The sequence below is a fragment of the Klebsiella sp. GFKo11 genome (assembly GCF_056490265.1).
Genome location: NZ_CM151369.1, coordinates 826449 through 844804 on the forward strand (window position 1 = coordinate 826449; position 18356 = coordinate 844804).

The 18356-nt window shown below is 49.8% G+C and carries 15 protein-coding genes and 1 riboswitch; of the genes, 2 read left to right on the forward strand and 13 right to left on the reverse strand.

Going from position 1 to position 18356, the window contains the following annotated elements; genetic code table 11:
* The first annotated feature begins 36 nt into the window (after positions 1–36).
* A riboswitch (FMN riboswitch) is annotated at positions 37–188 on the forward strand.
* Between the two features lie 105 nt (positions 189–293).
* Positions 294–947: a 3,4-dihydroxy-2-butanone-4-phosphate synthase gene (gene ribB, locus AC07P6_RS03990; protein ID WP_478315686.1), complete on the forward strand. Its 654-nt coding sequence runs from the start codon at positions 294–296 to the stop codon at positions 945–947.
* 53 nt (positions 948–1000) lie between these two features.
* On the opposite strand, the gene AC07P6_RS03995 is transcribed toward ribB, so the two are convergent.
* The 10 genes from AC07P6_RS03995 to zupT all read right to left on the reverse strand — a co-directional run bounded on the left by AC07P6_RS03995 (position 1001) and on the right by zupT (position 13762).
* Positions 1001–2074 (reverse strand): type 1 fimbrial protein, encoded by a 1074-nt coding sequence (locus AC07P6_RS03995; protein ID WP_478315687.1) that lies wholly within the window; start codon positions 2072–2074, stop codon positions 1001–1003.
* On the reverse strand, positions 2071–2793 hold the full coding sequence (locus tag AC07P6_RS04000) for a fimbrial biogenesis chaperone (protein WP_478315688.1): 723 nt from the start codon (positions 2791–2793) through the stop codon (positions 2071–2073). Before AC07P6_RS04000 ends, AC07P6_RS03995 begins: the two co-directional genes overlap by 4 nt.
* Before the next feature lie 15 nt (positions 2794–2808).
* Positions 2809–5253 carry a fimbria/pilus outer membrane usher protein gene (locus AC07P6_RS04005; protein ID WP_478315689.1) on the reverse strand — a complete coding sequence of 815 codons (2445 nt, stop codon included), beginning with the start codon at positions 5251–5253 and terminating at the stop codon, positions 2809–2811.
* Positions 5254–5311: 58 nt separating this feature from the next.
* The gene (locus tag AC07P6_RS04010; protein WP_434661447.1) at positions 5312–5884 is read right to left on the reverse strand and encodes a fimbrial protein; all 573 of its coding nucleotides are present in this window, start codon (positions 5882–5884) and stop codon (positions 5312–5314) included.
* Between the two features lie 421 nt (positions 5885–6305).
* A protein-coding gene (locus AC07P6_RS04015) for an IS3 family transposase (RefSeq protein WP_088765928.1) occupies positions 6306–7426 on the reverse strand; the annotation gives its coding sequence in 2 pieces (ribosomal slippage) (positions 6306–7168 and positions 7168–7426; 1122 coding nt in all).
* Positions 7427–7527: 101 nt separating this feature from the next.
* A complete protein-coding gene (locus AC07P6_RS04020; RefSeq protein ID WP_478315690.1) occupies positions 7528–8586 on the reverse strand; it encodes a pilus assembly protein in 1059 nt (352 codons plus the stop codon).
* Positions 8587–8588: 2 nt separating this feature from the next.
* Positions 8589–9332 (reverse strand): fimbrial biogenesis chaperone, encoded by a 744-nt coding sequence (locus AC07P6_RS04025; RefSeq protein ID WP_478315691.1) that lies wholly within the window; start codon positions 9330–9332, stop codon positions 8589–8591.
* A gap of 6 nt (positions 9333–9338) precedes the next feature.
* Positions 9339–11867 (reverse strand): fimbria/pilus outer membrane usher protein, encoded by a 2529-nt coding sequence (locus AC07P6_RS04030; RefSeq protein ID WP_478315692.1) that lies wholly within the window; start codon positions 11865–11867, stop codon positions 9339–9341.
* Positions 11868–11955: 88 nt separating this feature from the next.
* Positions 11956–12528 carry a fimbrial-like protein gene (locus tag AC07P6_RS04035; protein ID WP_478315693.1) on the reverse strand — a complete coding sequence of 191 codons (573 nt, stop codon included), beginning with the start codon at positions 12526–12528 and terminating at the stop codon, positions 11956–11958.
* A 463-nt stretch (positions 12529–12991) separates the two neighbouring features.
* A complete protein-coding gene (gene zupT, locus AC07P6_RS04040) occupies positions 12992–13762 on the reverse strand; it encodes a zinc transporter ZupT (RefSeq protein WP_478315694.1) in 771 nt (256 codons plus the stop codon).
* A 195-nt stretch (positions 13763–13957) separates the two neighbouring features.
* On the opposite strand from zupT, the gene ygiD reads away from it, so the two are divergent.
* A complete protein-coding gene (gene ygiD / locus AC07P6_RS04045) occupies positions 13958–14749 on the forward strand; it encodes a 4,5-DOPA-extradiol-dioxygenase (RefSeq protein WP_478315695.1) in 792 nt (263 codons plus the stop codon).
* Between the two features lie 43 nt (positions 14750–14792).
* Here the strand turns inward: ygiD and AC07P6_RS04050 are convergent, their stop codons facing one another.
* From AC07P6_RS04050 to tolC, 3 genes are all read right to left on the reverse strand, one after another.
* Entirely contained in the window at positions 14793–15953 is a 1161-nt protein-coding gene (locus AC07P6_RS04050; RefSeq protein ID WP_304253652.1) for a glutathionylspermidine synthase family protein, read from the reverse strand.
* A 5-nt stretch (positions 15954–15958) separates the two neighbouring features.
* Positions 15959–16627, reverse strand: a complete 669-nt coding sequence (locus AC07P6_RS04055) for a DUF1190 family protein (RefSeq protein ID WP_110273029.1) — start codon at positions 16625–16627, stop codon at positions 15959–15961.
* 170 nt (positions 16628–16797) lie between these two features.
* Positions 16798–18264, reverse strand: a complete 1467-nt coding sequence (tolC, locus tag AC07P6_RS04060) for an outer membrane channel protein TolC (protein ID WP_478315696.1) — start codon at positions 18262–18264, stop codon at positions 16798–16800.
* Positions 18265–18356: the final 92 nt, after the last annotated feature.

Here is an 18356-nt window from a genome sequence, read left to right on the forward strand (position 1 = left end):
ATTGCCGACGATAGTCAATAGCGTTATAGTTGCTGTGCTTATTCTCAGGGCGGGGCGAAATTCCCCACCGGCGGTAAATCAACCATAGCGTTGAAAGCCCGCGAGCGCTTTCTGCGAAAGCAGAAAGGTCAGCAGATCCGGTGTGATTCCGGGGCCGACGGTTAGAGTCCGGATGGGAGAGAGTAACGGCTCAGTCGGGTTTCGATCCGCTTGCGTTGACTTTTGCCGCTAAACCGGCGCTCCTAAGACTGCCCTGATTCTGGTAACCATAATTTTAATGAGGTTTTTTTACCATGAATCAGACGCTCCTTTCTTCTTTTGGTACCGCTTTTGAACGCGTGGAACACGCTTTAAATGCACTGCGCGAAGGCCGCGGTGTGATGGTGCTTGACGATGAAGACCGTGAAAACGAAGGCGATATGATTTTCGCCGCTGAAACCATGACCGTTGAGCAGATGGCGCTGACCATTCGTCACGGCAGTGGCATTGTCTGCCTGTGCCTGACTGAAGATCGTCGCAAACAGCTCGATCTGCCAATGATGGTTGAAAACAACACCAGCGCTTACGGCACCGGTTTTACCGTGACCATTGAAGCTGCTGAAGGCGTCACCACCGGCGTTTCTGCCGCTGATCGTGTGACTACCGTGCGTGCGGCGATTGCCGATGGCGCAAAACCGTCAGACCTGAACCGTCCTGGTCACGTCTTCCCGCTGCGTGCGCAGCCGGGTGGCGTACTGACTCGCGGCGGTCATACCGAAGCGACTATCGACCTGGTGACTCTGGCGGGTTTCAAACCAGCTGGCGTACTGTGCGAACTGACTAACGACGATGGCTCCATGGCCCGTACGCCGCAGTGCATCGAGTTTGCTCAGCAGCATAATATGGCCGTAGTGACTATCGAAGATTTATCAGCTTATCGTCGTGAACACGAGCGTAAAGCTGGCTGATCGCTGACGTTACGCCAAAATAACAAAGCCGGGTTATCCCGGCTTTGTCGTTTCTAGTTGTAGTTAATTTTAAACAACACGACGGATTCGAAATGCCCGGTTTTAACATTTTCACCGGAGACTTTAGATAGCTCGGCCTGATAATCCTGTTTAACCGTGAGCAACGAGCCGGTGAAGTCAGCGTATTCAGCATACTGGTTAAAGGTGTAGAGGCTGTTTTCTGTCGGGTTGCGAATTTTCAGCTGTAGTCCATTACCTATCAGCAGCGCGGTATCATCATTGGCCAACATTTCTGTGGTATAGAACGATGAGGCAACCTTAAAGCCATCGGTACAGGTGCCGTCCTGGCTTTTGGTGGTGGTGATTGAAAATGACTGCGTCATTGGGCCGCGAGCGATTTCATAAGGGTTGAATGAGCCGAAGTCGATAATCTGATTTGCCGGTTCAATATTGAAGTTCACGTTACAGTCAAGAACGCGGATGTTCTCCAGGCCCGTGACGTGGTATTTGAGGTTTTGGGCGTCAGGACTCTGGTTCCAACCATCTGCACCATCAAATTGAACAAGCGTGAAATCACCCAACGTGCTTTGATAATCATGCGGCGGCATGGATTTGATTTTTACATACAGCCGCATACGGGCAATGAACGTCCGTGAGTAGTGCGTATCTTCAGCATTTTTAGAACAGAGGCGATCCTCCCAGTTGGAGGCAATAATTTGTGCTGGCGTAAATTTCTGATAGTAGATGTTATCAATACAAGTATTGGTATCAATGCCAACAGCGCCCTGGGTTGCATCATAGTCCACCCCCGAGTAGGTCACGCCTAGCTGGTAATAAGGATCATCAGCAGATGAATAGGGGTTAACCCATGCGTAGACATTCTCGCTGGTTTTGCCATTAGCATCGCTTTTATCAGCGTTATCACAATAAACCGGAACTTTAATATCACTGCTTTCCCAGATTTTATCGCCAGGTTTAGCGTTATCAGGGATCGCAAACTCATCTAAAGCTTCAAATTTTTCGGTAGGACCGCCCGAAGTGCCAAGATAACAGTGGACTGCCCAGGCCGCCTGAAACGGGCAGGCCAGGGACAGCAGTAATAATAACGAACGCAGTAGGCGGATCATTTTTTCGCCTCTGGCACCGTGGCGGTACAGGCGCCGTGACAGTTCAGCAGCAGCATCCGTAAGGCGCCATAGTCATCCATATATCCCAGGTAAAAACTTTGACCACTAACGTTCAAATTAGCTGAGCCAAACGGCGCAAGCATGGTGGTTTTGAATCCCGGGAAAATGCCTTTAAGATCTTTACCTAAATAAGCCAGCGTAATGTAGTAAGGTGTTGGGTTTTTAACCTCCAGGTTCTTACCTGTCAGGCTGAATTTCATATTGTGTTCGCTTTTATCACCTGGTTTTTTCTTCAGCGCGGCCGGACGCCAGAACATTTTGATTCGGGATTGCATGGCGACCTGCACGATTGCGTGATTATCCGCTGCATCAGGAGTCGGAGGAATTTCGCGCACGTTGTAGTAAAACAGAGATTCACGATCTTTCGGTAGCGTACTGCCGCTGCCCTGTTTGACGATGCGAACCTGAGTAATGGCTCCCGGTTCGAGGCGCTGCATTGGGGGGAGCGCGGCAAAAAACGTATCGCTCTTATTCCCTTTTTCATCTTCAATCCACGAGTAGGCGAGGTAGGGAAGGTCTTTGCTTGCGTTCTCCAGTTTCAGGCTGGCCGCTTTGCTGCCGCCATTAAAAATGACCCGCGTGCGGTCGGGGGCAATTGCTGCCTGAGTAGTGAGAGATACGCTTAACAGCAGCCATAATAATCCTTTCATTCGCGTCATTTTCTTCATCCTTAATTAATGACAAGGCAGCATCAGTCGCTGCGGTAAATTTGCGAGGGAGTCCGGCAAGCTAATGCGACAGCGGTTGGCTCCCCATTGAACGTTGAACTCCTGCCCACCGTTAACGCCGCTTAGCCAGGCGTGTCCTTCTTCACTGACCATGCCTATTTCGGTTTTCCCATCATCGTCCTGAATAACGGAACCCAGTGGCGGATATTTGCCATCTGCGGTGCGGATCAGTACGTTGACATCTTGCCCGGCACGAGATGCTAACGTTTTGTAGCCGATAGCGCCCTCAGTCCAGGTTTCTCGCAGCGTATTTTCAGCAACGGTAACGCCATCAGGTAACGAATCGAGGTTCACAGCGATGGTGGTCGGCTGATAGCTGGAGATCATCGGTACGACGGCATAACCAAATATGTTCGTTTTGTTTGCATCCCCTTGTACCGGAATGTCGGCAATACCATCGGTACTGACCATCAGGCGCGGCTCGTTACTGACGCTGTGGCGATGGAATGCGGCACCGTGACGAGTCGCAGTGAAAGAGCCGTTCCAGCTGGCGCTGGCAGAGGTATAGTCGCTGGCGACGTAGCTACCAGAAAGCTGGAGATCGCCAACGGAGGACTGGTGCTGATAGTTGGTGCGGAACTGTGCGCCGTTATCCGGCCTCTCGCTGGCGGCTCCAGCGGATACTCCCCAGGTATTACGCGGGTCGGATGAGTCGTACCAGGATACGGTATGCGAAGTATTATCGCTGTTGCGCATATCGTAGTTTAAGCGCTGGCTATAGCCAAAAGGTATGGAGACTGAGACATAGACCTGGTTGTCGTTATCGCTCTCTTCGTAATGCGTGGTGCTAAACGTGGTGGTCAGCGAAATATTTTTCCAGTCGCCGATATCCATATTGAAGCCCGCGGTGACGCTGCCTGAGGTAGATGAATCGCCATCCCACCACATCTGGCGCAGGGCGCTGACATATAAATTCATATTGAGCGGTTCGATCGGCTGGCTGACTGAGAGGCTAATGGTCTGTTTTTCGTCCTGAGTGTCACTATCGTGATACTGATGGTCGATAAAATTGGCGTAGCTATGAAATGTCTTCTCAGAAAAGCGGTAAGCTGCCAGCGATACCTGGCTATCAGTGGTATCAAAACGTTTACTGTAGTTCAGGCGATAGCTGGAGCCTTGATCCTCTTGCCCGTTGTCAAAGCGGCTGGCTGCGTGGGTGATATCAAATGAGAGCGCCCCAAGCCATAGCATATTTTGCCCAATGCCCACTGCAGCCGAGCGATAGTCGTTCCCTGCCGCCAGCACGCCGCCATAAAGCGAGGTATTCGATAGTGCGCCCCATGACGCCTCGCTGCTGATAAACGTATCGTTAACCACCCCGTGTGAGAGATCCGGGCGCATACGTCCTGAGGTGATCTTATAGCGAACCTGGCCTTTACGGGTCAGAAAGGGGGTTGACGCGGCCGAAACCTGGAATGTGTTCACTCGACCATCTTCTTCGGTGACTTCAACATCCAGCGTTCCCTGAACGGACTGGTTAAGGTCGGTAATAATGAACGGTCCCGGGGCGACTTTGGCTTGATAAATGATCCTGCCCGAGTGTTTTACCGTGACGGTGGCGTTAGTTTGCGCCACGCCGCTGATTTGCGGAGCGTAACCGCGTAGTTCCCAGGGAAGCATACGATCGTCGCTGATAAGCGAGACTCCGGTGTAGGAAAATCCATCAAAAATGTTAGAGCTGAGGTCGGTCTCCCCAAGCGTTAGCTTGGCGCCGATCGAGCTTAGGGGGCGAAATAAGTAGGTTCGCGAAATGTTACGTGAGTTTTCGGTCGACGTTTCACTGCTCGTCTGGCTGAGCTGGTAATCGCTGCGCAAACGCCATGCGCCCAGGTTGAATCCGCTGGTGCCGTAGGCGTTGATATTTTCTGTATGACCACCATCCTCAGGCCGCCAGGTGCTGGCAAAAAGGTTGTAGTCCAACAGGAAACCCGCCACGCCGTCGTTCCATGTTGATGGTGGCATCCAGCCGTTGGCTTTCCACGCGACCCATGCTTGAGGAATCGCAATATTGAGCTGCTGTTTCGCTAAATCGAGCGTAAAAGTAATCTCAGGGTGAGCGTGAAAGTTCACGCAGCCGTTCTCTACTGGCAGCGAATGATAAAACTCATCTTTAAGGCCTAGGATTTCAGCGAGGTCTACGGGAATACAGGGTTCAACAAGTTCTCCTCGTTTTGCCCAGCTAATCAAGCGGCCAGACGATATTTGGGTTTTATTGATGGCAATTGAGACAAAATAATCACCGGGTAATACAGATGGCTTATTTTTAAGCAGAGACACGTCAACGCTATTACGCATGGATTTATCCAGTACGTTAAGGTTAAATTCTGTTGCGCTGGCAGAGTAGGCTAATAACAAGCCACAGCCAGATGCTGCGAGTTTACAGATATTCACGGCATCCCTACCCGGTTATCTGAAAAACAAGGGTGACCAGATTGGTCACCCGTAGAGATTACTTATAGGACAGCACGTAGGTTGCGTTTGCGTTGACTGCGCCCGGTGTGGCTGGATTTGCACCACTGCCGTCAACCAGTTCCATATAGGCCTGGAATGGGAGGGTTTGTTCCGAAGAGGCTTCGACCAGCGTGACTTCTTTCGCGGTACCCAGCGTAATGTTTTGTCCGTCTCCATCAAGCAGGCGCACGCCTACGCCCGTTGCGCCATCGGCCATGGTGTTTGACAGCAGGTCAGCGCCTTCAGTGGTGACGGCTGAACTGGTGAAGGTGACATCAACCTTGGTGATACTATCTCCGCTGCCATTGTCAGAATTCGGCAGGTCGCAATCAACCAGGTGGATGCTGGAATCGACAGCATCAGAGTGACCGCGTGAGTTGATGTAGCTGGCTGGTACTTCGCCCAGATCAACTTGTTTATCAACATCTTCAGCTTTGATAGCACAAGGTGCGCTGATGACATCACCAGTAAAGGTAATTTTACCCGAACCACCATCAACGTCAGCGAAAGCAGATGTTGAAGTTAATGCTGCCACGACAATAGCTAAAAATGCTTTTTTTCCCATAAACATATAAGTTTCCTTTCTTATTTGGGAGAGGAGGTTTTATCTTCGCGGAGTTTTTTCCGGAATCAAAATTATATGTTCGTGGTAACAATGGCAGTAATTAGAATATCTAAAATACAACAGAAAATAAATTTAGTTGTGCTGGTGGTTCTTATGAAAAACAAGCAGTTGAGGTTTTTTGGGGAAGTGTTGGTTAGTGTGAGCTAATGATAAGGTATTATATTTATAATATTAATTATAGTGAAAATAAGAATAAATTCATATCGATAGAATTATAATGTATTGTTGAGCATCGCTTTGTGATATAAATACGCCTGTAAATTGTACAGGCGTATTTTAAGGTTATATATTGACTAGTGATAGTTTAGCTTAATGACAACATCTTTGCTAAATGGACCTGACCTGCCCCCAGGATTAGATACAACCGTCAGTTAGTAAGGTCGGTTTGTTTACCTTCACATTTTCCATTTCGCCACCGTGCTGCAAACTCTGATGGCGTCTGATAATTCAGTGCTGAATGTGGACGACACTCGTTATAATCCTGCCGCCAGTCATTAATGATTTTCCTTGCGTGAACGATATCGCTGAACCAGTGCTCATTCAGGCATTCATCGCGAAATCGTCCGTTAAAGCTCTCAATAAATCCGTTCTGCGTTGGCTTGCCCGGCTGGATTAAGCGCAACTCAACACCATGCTCAAAGGCCCATTGATCCAGTGCACGGCAAGTGAACTCCGGCCCCTGGTCAGTTCTTATCGTCGCCGGATAGCCTCGAAACAGTGCAATGCTGTCCAGAATACGCGAGACCTGAACGCCTGAAATCCCAAAGGCAACAGTGACCGTCAGGCATTCCTTTGTGAAATCATCGACGCAGGTAAGACACTTGATCCTGCGACCGGTGGAAAGTGCGTCCATGACGAAATCCATCGACCAGGTCAGATTGGGCGCCGCCGGACGGAGCAGCGGCAGACGTTCTGTTGCCAGCCCTTTACGACGTCTTCTGCGTTTTACGCCCAGGCCACTGAGGTGATAAAGCCGGTACACGCGCTTATGATTAACATGAAGCCCTTCACGGCGCAGCAACTGCCAAATACGACGGTAGCCAAAACGCCTGCGCTCCAGTGCCAGCTCAGTGATGCGCCCTGATAAATGCGCATCAGCAGCCGGACGGTGAGCCTCATAGCGGCAGGTCGACAGGGATAAACCTGTAAGCCTGCAGGCACGACGTTGCGACAGACCGGTCGCATCACACATCAGCATCACGGCTTCCCGCTTCTGGTCTGTCGTCAGTACTTTCGCCCAAGAGCCACCTGAAGCGCCTCTTTATCCAGCATGGCTTCGGCAAGCAGCTTCTTGAGTCTGGCGTTCTCTTCCTCAAGCGACTTCAGGCGCTTAACTTCAGGCACCTCCATACCGCCATACTTCTTACGCCAGGTGTAAAACGTGGCATCGGAAATGGCATGCTTGCGGCAGAGTTCACGGGCGGGTACCCCAGCTTCGGCTTCGCGGAGAATACTGATGATCTGTTCGTCGGAAAAACGCTTCTTCATGGGGATGTCCTCATGTGGCTTATGAAGACATTACTAACATCGGGGTGTACTAATCAACGGGGAGCAGGTCAGTACAGGCGTATTTTAAGGTTATATATTGACTAGTGATAGTTTAGCTTAATGACAACATCTTTGCTAAATGGACCATCAACCAATTTTTTATTAGGATTGGCAGTCAACTCTGCAATATAGTCATGGGTGGCCGTCGACGGATCGTCGGGAATGTAGGTTATAAAATTCATATACTGGTTAAACAAGACATCCGTATTGAGGTCTTTGTCGAAGACGCTTAATAACAAACCGTTTCCTAAATCCAGATGCGTATCGTCATAAGGCGCATCGCTGGTGTAGAAACTGGTAGTCACATCAAACTGCTCCGTACACCCCGCCGTTTGATCCCTGACGGTAGAAATGCTAAACGTTTGCTGGGTACCTGTGCGGTTAGCCAGGTCGATATTGGTGATGGTTTTAAAGTCCACAACCTGAGTGTCAGGTTGAACCTTAATTGATGACACACAGGTTAGGTAGTGGATATTGTTTAATCCGTCAACAGATATGCGTAAATTTTTGGCCGTTGGCATAACGTTTGCCCCACCTTCGCCATCAAACTGCAGCACGTTAACTTTTCCGAAATTATAAGTATCCCCTGTGCTAGGCGGGATCGCTTTTACTTTCATATACACGCGGAAACGAGAAGTAAATGTCGCATTTTTCTGAAGAGTACTGCCGTTACAAACCGGATCGTAATACTTCATTGGAATATAGTAAACGTCACCCTTATCTAAACAATATCCTAGATTAATGCCCTCATTGGTTCCTTCATAATCAACACCATTATAGGTTACACCAAAAGTAAAATAGGGATTGTTCAACACATCGGAACTGTTAAATGCTGAGAGCTTAATCCAGGCGTACAGATCTTCTGTTGGGTTTGATTTACTCCAACCGCTTGCGTTATCACAGTAGACGGTCATAGTAATATCCGAGCTTTCCCATACCTTCTGGTTAAGTGTGATATCGCTTGGGATGGTAAATGAGGGGAGCTCGATCGCGGGTGGTTGAGTCTGGCCCCCTTTGCTATTCTGATAGCAGTCAACCGCCCAGGAGGGCAACGAAAACAGGCAGGTTAATAATGCCATAAACCCTAATAGTCTTTTCATTATTAGCCCTTTTTCACCGGTTCAGATTGACATACCGTCTGCACTGAGTTGCAGCTAATTTTAAACATATTCAGGCCACCGTAGTCGCCAATAAAGCCAATCTGGAAATTTGCGGGCAAGTTTTTAATTTCTTGCGATGCTTGGCCAAAGGGGTCGGCCATCATGCTTGCCGTTTTTGGCAACAGCGTTTTGCCATTGGTGCCAATATAGCCAACGGTAACAAAATAGGGGGATTTGTTTTTTAACACTAATCCGCTGCCGGTGCGGCTAATGTCGAATTTTCCGATCAGGTTCGACTGCCCATCTTTAACTTCTACGGCCTTAGGTCGCCAGAAAACTTTAATACGGCTCTGCATAGCGATTTGCATGACGTTTTTCTGTTCTGAACGCGGCGGGATTTCACGAATATTGTAGTAAAACAGCGATTCTCTATCTGCCGGAAGCTCTGCCAGCGTTGGCTGAGGCATCAGACGGACCTGAACCTGCTCACCGGCTTCCAGACGCACCATCGGTGGAACGGCGGTTATATAGTTGCGGGATTTTTTATTATCTTTGTCCTCAATCCATGATTGAGCAAGGAAGGGGGCCGTTGTGCTTTGGTTGGTCAAGCGCACGGAAACGCTTTTATCCGACTGGTTAAAAATGATGCGGGTTCTGTCGGGCGACACCGCAGCATTGACCACAAAGCTGGTGCCCAGCAGGCATAATAATCCTTTCGCAAGTGTATTAATTTTCATTATCTTCATCCTGAATTAATGTGCGGGTTTACACGGTAAAATAACGGCCTGACCATCGGTGTTACTGTGGTTAGGCGGTGTAATATCACACACTTTGTCGTTCCATTTTAGCGTCAGCATGCTATTTTCCTGGACGCCGCTCAGGTACACAAAGCCGTCATCCGCAACTAAACCCATGTCACGACCGGTTGCTTTATCCGTGACGGTCACGCCCAGCGGTGGGAAGTGTCCATTTTCCAGGCGGATGACGCCGATAATCTGATAGCCTTTGGTGGCGCTGAGCGGCATATAACCAATGGCCCCTTCGGTCAGCGTGGTGCGGATAACCGAGTTGGTCACATCCACGCCATCAGGCAGGTTATTGTTGTTCACCATCACCGTGGCAGTTGTGTAGTTACCCACTGAAGGAACCACGGAAATGCCGAACATATTGGTCATGCTACGGTTATTGTTCACTTCAACGCCGGATATGCCATCCGCATCAACCATCACGCGAGAGCTGTTGCCCGCGTTATAGTCATGAAGCGCTGCGCCGTGACGAGTCGCAGTAAATGAGCCGTTCCAGCCAGCGCTGAACGAGCGGTAATTGCTGGGCTGCACGGTGCCGTTCACGTTCAGGCGGCCATACGGTGAATAGTGCTGGTAGTAGCCACGCATGGCCGCTTCACCATCACCAAACTGTTTGTCAGTGCCGGAAACGGACAGATTCCACGGGTTGTTGCGGTCAGAACCATCGTACCAGGTCGCCGTTTGTGTCGCCGAGTCATCGCCATAGCGCTGCATGCTGTACATAATATTGCGGTTATTTTCCAGCGGCAGGGTGATTGAGAAATAATACTGATTCTCTTCTTCGTCATCCCAGCTCACGCGGCTCATCGCCAGAGAGGCGGAAATATTTTTAAAGTCACCAATATCAAAGTTACGGCTGATGGAGAATGAATAGTTGGTGTTTGTTTCATTGTTCCAGTAGGTATTACGCGTGATGCTCATATACGTATTGAGCTCCAGTGGTGCGACGTACTGGTTAAAGGAGAGGACATAGCTCTCTTTTTCATTGGAGTCGGAGTCGTCACCGTTACGTGAGTTAATATATTCATTCATCGTCACGTACTCTTTGTCCGAGAAACGATATCCAGCGAAGGTTATCTGGCTACCGGTTTCCTCAAAACGCTTGGCGTAGTTGGCACGATAGCTGAACCCGCGCTGCTTGCCCTCATTATCATCACGTAAATTGGCTTCTGCCCGGGTGACGTCGAAGGAGAGCGAACCAAAGCTGTTGAGGTTAAAGCCGACCCCTCCGGTTGCCGCCTGATAATCATCGGCGGTGACAATAGCGCCGCCGTACAAGGACACATCATTCAACCAGCCCCATGAGGCTTCACCGGTCCAGAAAAGCGGGTTGTTCACATCGTTGTGAGTCGTTGATGTGGGTTTGCCCATCGAACTTTTATAACGTACCTGTCCTTTACGCGTCAGATAAGGGATAGAGGCGGAGCCCACCTGAAACGTACTCTTACGCCCATCTTCCTCTTCGATAGTGACATCCAGCTGTCCCTGCAGGGTGGTGCCCAGATCGGTGATGGTGAATGGCCCAGGTGAGACGGTTGTTTGATAGAGCATACGACCGTTCTGCATAACGGTCACTTTGGCGTTAGTCTGAGCTATACCTGTTATCTGCGGAGCATAGCCGCGCAAATCTGGCGGCAGCATCTGTTCGTCACTCTCCAGCGAAGCGCCGGTAAAGTGGAACGTATCATAGAGATCTGAACTCAGATCGTACTGACCCATGGTGAATTTTGATGCCAGAGACGGAATCGGCCGAAACAGATAAGTGCGCGGCAGGCTGCTGTTGGTGCCGATGGATTTACGTTCAACAAATGACTGATCGTATTGGTAATCGCTGCGCAAGCGCCAGGCGCCAAGGTTGAAACCCAGGGTACCATATGAGTTGAAGCTCTGATTGCTGTCGCCGTGGTCCGGTGTGTACTGGCTGGCATAAAGGTTATAGTCCAGCATAAGGCCTGCAATACCATCGTCCCAATATTCCGGCGGCGTCCAGTTTTTAGCCTGATATTTCATCCATGCCTGGGGTACGGTTAACGTCAGTACCATGTTCGCTTTATCCAGACGAATAATCAGCTCTGGCTTGTGGCTAAGATCGAGGCAACCTTGTTGATCCAATGTTTGCAAAGGTTCAATAAACGAATTGGCAAAGCCAAATTCTGTCAGGCGGTCTTTAGTCAAACAGAGCTGAGAACCGCTTTCGTTATCGGCTTTTACCCACTCCATGTTATAGGCTTTGGGCAGCGTATTTTTGTTAATTTTCACGCGTACCAAATAGCTGCCAACTGGAATGTATCCTTTTTTTTCAAACTGTGAGAGGTCGATATTCTGCCGGTCCTCGGCATCGATCATATCGGTATTGAATTCAATAGCATAAAGCGGGGCGGATAGGGATGCGGTAACACATGCTGAATAGAGGGTGTGCTTTATTAAAAGGGATAGTTTTTTTGGCGTTAAAGCGGAATGAATGATAGTACGCATAAAATCCGTTTCTTTTAATAAAGGAGACCAGGAAAGCCGGTGAATCCCCACCGGCTTGCATCAATAAAAATTTATCGATGAGAGGCTATTACTGGTAATTCAGAACGTAGTTTGCCTGAGCGTAAACGTCACCCTCGGTAGCATTTTTACCCAAAGATTCCATACGTGCGTGGAAGTCCAGATTCTGAGTTGGGTTATCATCGGAGAAACTTACAGTTACTGGATCACCTAGAGTAACAGTGTTGTAACCCGCGTCCAGGATGCGCACGCCAACGTCAGTTGCGCCGCCGTAGTTATTTTCTTTGGTGTTAGACATCAGGCTAGTGTCATTAGTATCTACGTTAGCAGAAGTGAAGGTCACATTGACTTTATCAATAGTGGTTTTTACACCCTCAGTATCAGTGCTGGTCAGAACGCAGTCCTGCAGTTTAATAGTGAAGTCCGCAGACTGAGAATACTGGCCACCGTTCAGTACGGTATCAGCAACCTGACCCAGATCTACGTCAATCTGAGAGCTTTCCGGTGTAACAGAGCAAGGTGCAGTAATTACAGTACCGGAGAAAGTGACAATGCCGTGGCCCTGATCGTCAGCGCTTGCATTAAAAGCAGTAGCAGAAAAAAGAGCGGTAGTGACAACAGCAAGCAGCGTTTTTTTAAACATGGAATATAATCCTTTATAAAGAACTCATTTAGAACAGATATAAATAATTTTTCTGGAGTTAAATATTAGAGTTTCATGAACCAATATTAACTCACGATGCAGAAATTACCATGTAACCATCTGTTACACTTGTTCTTTATAGTTAATTTTAATTTAAGGTGTGCTTAAAAAATGCTCTAAAACGTATGTATTTTAAGATTTTTCTCGATTTTATAGTGAATTTTTGTGTGAATTATCAAAAATCAATCCATTTTATGAATTCAAAGAGGTTTTTTTGACAGTAGGAACTATCCTGGATTAATATTCAAAAAGGTAAGCGGAAATATTATTAAATAATATATATAATTAAGTTCAATTCACTTAAGGTAAAATAGGATACTGTTTTTTTATTTATCATTCACAATGAATTCATATGGTGAATTGACAAGCGAAATATAATGCCCCAGATATTTGGAGCATTAATTTAGCCAATCCCCATTGTTTGCAGTATAACCAGACTTAATCCCATCACTGACATTCCGCACAATACCCCATAACTGGGGTTGCTCTGAGGATCTATCTCTTTTGCCAGCGGCATGAGTTCATCAACCGAGAGCGCAATCATTATTCCGGCGACAGCGGCCATAATTGCCCCCATGACTACCGGAGATACCAGACTGCCGAGGATAAGCCAGGCCAGCAGGCCACCGAGGATTTCCGCCATACCGGAAATTCCAGCCCAGAACACGGCTTTACTTCTGGAACCGGTGGCGGCGTATACCGGACCGGCGACCGCCAGCCCTTCAGGAATATTGTGTAGCGCGACGGCTAATGCGACCCCCATACCTAACTCAAGGTTATTGCTGGCCGTCACGAAGGTGGCGATGCCCTCCGGAAAGTTATGCAGGCTGATGCCTAACGTCAGAAGCATTGCCGTACGCCGCAGATCACGCGGGCGCGAGATACCAGGAATCATCAGGTCCTGCGGGTGGGCGTGCGGTAGCAGGCGGTCAAGAGCAAAGTAGCCCAGCAGGCCGGTAATAAACATACCGTAGCCAAGCAATGGTGACATGCCTTCGGTTCTCAGCGCGGCAGGCAACATCTCCATCAGTGAGATCAACAGCATAATCCCGGCAGCGAACCCTAAGGAAAATCCCAATAAGCGATTGGATGGCTTCTGCCCAATAACGCCGAAAATGGCACCGATAAAGGTGGCACTACCTGCTAACAGGGTCAATATAACTGGTGATGACATTATTCATCTCCTTATGATAATGATTATCATTAATAATATCTGTATTAATTGCCGATCGCGAGAGGAAGAATTAACTCTTTACCGCCTCTTACATTCAAATTTTCTGACGATCATCATCATGCTTATCAGAGTTTATCCTGCAGCAAAAGCGCGTAATGTGAATACATCAAATTCATCTGAATTAAGGATATCATCATGTCCCGTACCCGTATGCCCGCGCTGTTTTTAGGCCATGGTAGCCCGATGAACGTGCTGGAAGATAACATCTATACTCGCGCCTGGCGCCATCTGGGCGAAACGCTACCGCGGCCAAAAGCAATTGTGGTGATCTCTGCCCACTGGTTTACGCGCGGTACGGGAGTGACTGCGATGGAAGCGCCGAAGACCATTCATGATTTTGGCGGTTTCCCCCAAGCGCTATACGATACGCACTACCCGGCACCGGGTTCTCCTCACCTGGCACAGCGCCTGGTTGAGTTACTGGCGCCAGTACCGGTGACGCTGGATAAAGAGGCCTGGGGGTTCGACCACGGTTCGTGGGGCGTGCTGATTAAGATGTATCCCGATGCTGATATTCCGATGGTGCAGTTGAGCATTGATAGCACTAAACCTGCGGCCTGGCATCTTGAAATGGGGCGCAAGCTGGCACAACTTCGTGATGAGGGCATTATGCTGATAGCAAGTGGTAACGTGGTGCATAACCTGCGTACCGCGCGTTGGCATGGTGAAAGCACGCCATATCCTTGGGCTGAGTCGTTTAATGATTACGTGAAAGCGAACCTGAACTGGAAAGGACCGATTGCGGAACATCCGTTGGTGAACTATCTGGCGCATGAAGGCGGATCGCTATCCAACCCGACCGCAGACCACTTCCTGCCTCTGCTTTATGTCCTGGGGGCATGGGATGGTGAAGAACCCATTACTATTCCTGTCGAAGGGATCGAGATGGGGTCGCTCAGCATGCTGTCAGTGGTGATTGGTGCTTAAAGAAGTGATAACCCCGACAGAGTCATGCTGTCGGGGTGAGGTGTTACTCAGTGAAAACGTGCGGATAGAAACGCGACAGATCCTGGGTAATCAATGCCCGGTCTTCGCGAATACCGATCCCCGCGGGTTGATCGTTAATCAGCCAGCTACCGATGAGCGTGTAGCTATCGCCAAACTTTGGCAGCGTGTAGAACTCCTGCACGATGGTGCCTTCTTCACCGTACGGACCTTCTACTGCTTCTACTACTTTGCCGTTTTCTACGATAGAGACGTTAGCCCCTTCGCGGGAGAAGATCGGCTTAATGACGTACTTCTCCATCTCCGGGTGAGCATCTTCGCTGAAGTAAGCCGCCAGCAGATTGGGATGATTCGGGAACATCTCCCACAGCAACGGCAGCAATGCTTTGTTGGAAATGATGCTCTTCCATGCAGGTTCCAGCCAGCGAACGCCAGCATCTTCCAGTTTGGTAGAGAACACTTCGCGCAGCATATACTCCCACGGGTAGAGTTTGAACAGGTTGCCTATTACCTGGTCCTGTTGGTCGGTAAACTGACCTTTTTCGCCCAAACCAATTTCTTCGATATAGAGGAATTCGGTCGCTACACCCGCTTCTGCGGCACAGTCCTGTAGATACTGCACGGTGCCGCGATCTTCAATGGTATCGCGACAACAGGCCATATGCAGATACTGGAAACCGAACTGTTCACGCAGCTCGCTGAATCGCTCGATAAGCTTCTCCTGCAGACTGTTGAACTGGTCGCTGCCTGGTGGCAGCAAGCCTGCATTCTGCTGGTCTTCCATCCAGATCCACTGGAAGAAAGCGGCTTCGTAAAGAGACGTTGGCGTATCGGCGTTATTCTCCAGCAGCTTCGGTTCACCCACACCGTCCCAGGCCAGATCGAGACGCGAGTACAGAGAAGGCTGATTGGTTTTCCACGACTGGCGCACGAATCCCCAGGTATGTTTGGGGATGCGAAATTTGGTCATGAGGTCATCGCTGGCGATGACCTTCTCCACCGCCTGCAAGCACATCTGATGTAGCTCAGCGGTAACGTCTTCGAGCTTGTCAACCTGCGCCAGCGTCAGTTTGTAATAGGCCTCTTCGCTCCAGTACGGCTCACCGTACATGGTGTGAAAGTTAAAGCCATATTCTGTCGCCTTTTCACGCCAGTCCGGGCGCTCGGTAATGCTGATTCTTTCCATGTTGCTTAGCCGCCCATTGAGCGCGAAGAAGAAGAGCTTGCTGAGCTGCGCTGCATTGTTGATTGCTTAGCGACTGAGTCGCCGAAGCCGCCGCGCGTCACGGTGTTGGTGGTTGCCGGTTTCGGTGCCATCGCAGTTTTGGGTACGTTCATGGTACGGCCCGGCTGTGCTGCGCCGTAGCTCTTACCGCCTGCATCGGTATATTTACCGTAGGCTGGGCTGGCCGGGTTTTTCGAGCTAAATAGAGGCTGCTGTGCGCCCATTCCGCCGCCCATCATTCGGCCCATCATGTAACCTGCCATCAGCGGCATCCAGAAGCTGCCGCTGCTTTGCGCCTGCGCCTGGTTTTCCGGAGCCATTCCCGCCTGAGCTGGCGTCTGCTGGCACTGGCCTTCGCCGAATTCGGCTACGCAATCTTCACGAGTTGCGTATTTTGGTGCGGTACGTTCAGCTTCCTTGACCGCATTCGTGTAAGCGGTGGTGCACTCGGCTGCTTTGCTCGGGTTGGCGGCAGAGCAGTCGTCGGCGTTCTGATACAGAGAAACCGTCTCATCGCTTTGTTCACAACCGGCGAGCATAAATACGGCCGTAACGGCAAGGGCGACCGGCGTTAAATGGCGTGCGCTCCAGCTTTTGCGGAAGGAGGCGTGATTAATATTTTTTGTCCGTTTCATGTTTGTCTTCCTGGACCCAGTGGTATGCGTTTTGTTAACGCTCAGGATAGAGGATGAGTGGTGGAAAATGAAGCGAAGAGGGGCGGAAAGCAGGAGATCTTTACGTTGCCTTACGTTTAACGCTTCGCTTACCCGGCTGGATAAGCGAAGCGCGTACTACGCAAGACCGATTACTGGCGGAACGGATTGCTGCCGCTGGTACTGGTGGTGCGCGCTGAGGCAGGTTTTGCTGCTGCGGTATTGCTATAGCCGTCAGCGCTGGCATCCTGCTGCGGGTTTTCCGGCGCGACGCTATCCGGTGAAGTAGGAATAGCTTTGCCGAGCGTATTGTTGAGCGCAACCAGGTCCTGCTCGTTCAGCGTACCGAGTGCAGATTTGATGTTCAGTTCGTTAATCAGATAGTTATAACGCGCGCTGGAGAGCTGTTGTTTGGCGTTGTACAGCGTAGTGGTCGCATCCAACACATCAACGATGGTACGGGTACCAACCGAATAACCGGCTTCCATCGCATCCAATGAGCTCTGAGCGGAAACCACGGCCTGTTTGTAAGCGTTGATGCTACTGATCGATGCATTCACGTTGTTAAACGAGGAACGAACGGTCTGCACGACGCTACGGTGGGCACTTTCCAGCTGTTCGCTGGCACCAACGAAGTTGTATTGTGCTTGTTTAACCTGGGAGTTCACCATCCCGCCCTGATACAGCGGCAGATTGAAGCTCAGGCCGATTTTGTTCTGCCCAGCATCGTTGTCGTTGTATTGATTGCTATTGTGGGTTTTTGAACCGCTATAAGAGGTATCAGAAACGCCCGTAGAAGCAGACAAGCTCAGCGTTGGCATATGGCCATCCTGCGCCTGGCGAATTTGTTCACGTGCCAGATCCTGACTCAGGCGAGCCTGCAGCAGCGACAGGTTGCGGTTTTCCGCCTCCTTCAGTAGCGCGTTGACCGCCGACGGCTTGTTGGTTTTAAAGCCATCGACGTTCAGCGAGGCCAGTTCCGGATAGTAGTTACCGGTGACCTGGCGCAGCTCTTCCACCGCGTTATCGAGGTCGTTACGCGCGGTGACTTCATTCGCCAACACTGAGTCATACTGTGAACGGGCGTTTTGTACGTCGGTGATGGCAACCAGACCCACGTTAAAACGCTGAGTAGTCTGATCCAATTGGCGGTAGATGGCCTGTTTCTGCGCTTCGGTATAGGAGAGCGTATCGATAGCGGCCAGCACTTTAAAATAGGCCGTTGCGGTGTTCAGGATCAGCGTTTGCTGGTCCGTCTGATAGGTGACATCCTGAATACCGGCTGATTTTTCCTGCAACGTTAGTGCGCGCCATTTCGACATATCAAACAGCGTTTGGGTTAACTGTAGTGACCCGCTGGTGACGTTGGAGTTAATGCCGTTACTGTCGCGGTAACCATTAGTATAGGTGTAATCCGCACCCAGACCGAGCTGTGGTAGTAATGGGCTACGCGCTTCGTTGATCTTTTCGAATGCGGCATCACGATCGGCTGCTGATTTACGCAGATCAGGGTTACTGATACGCGCCTGCTGATAAACCTGCATCAGGTTTTCTGCCTGGCTCATGGCACTGAAGCCAGTCAGGCCCAGGCCGATAAGGATGGGAAAGAGTTTCTTCATTTGCATTCCTTGTTGTGAAGCATTTAGCGCTAAGCAAATTCTAAAAATAATCGCTGATTGTATAGAGTCTGTTACCGTAAAAAGTTGGCGTT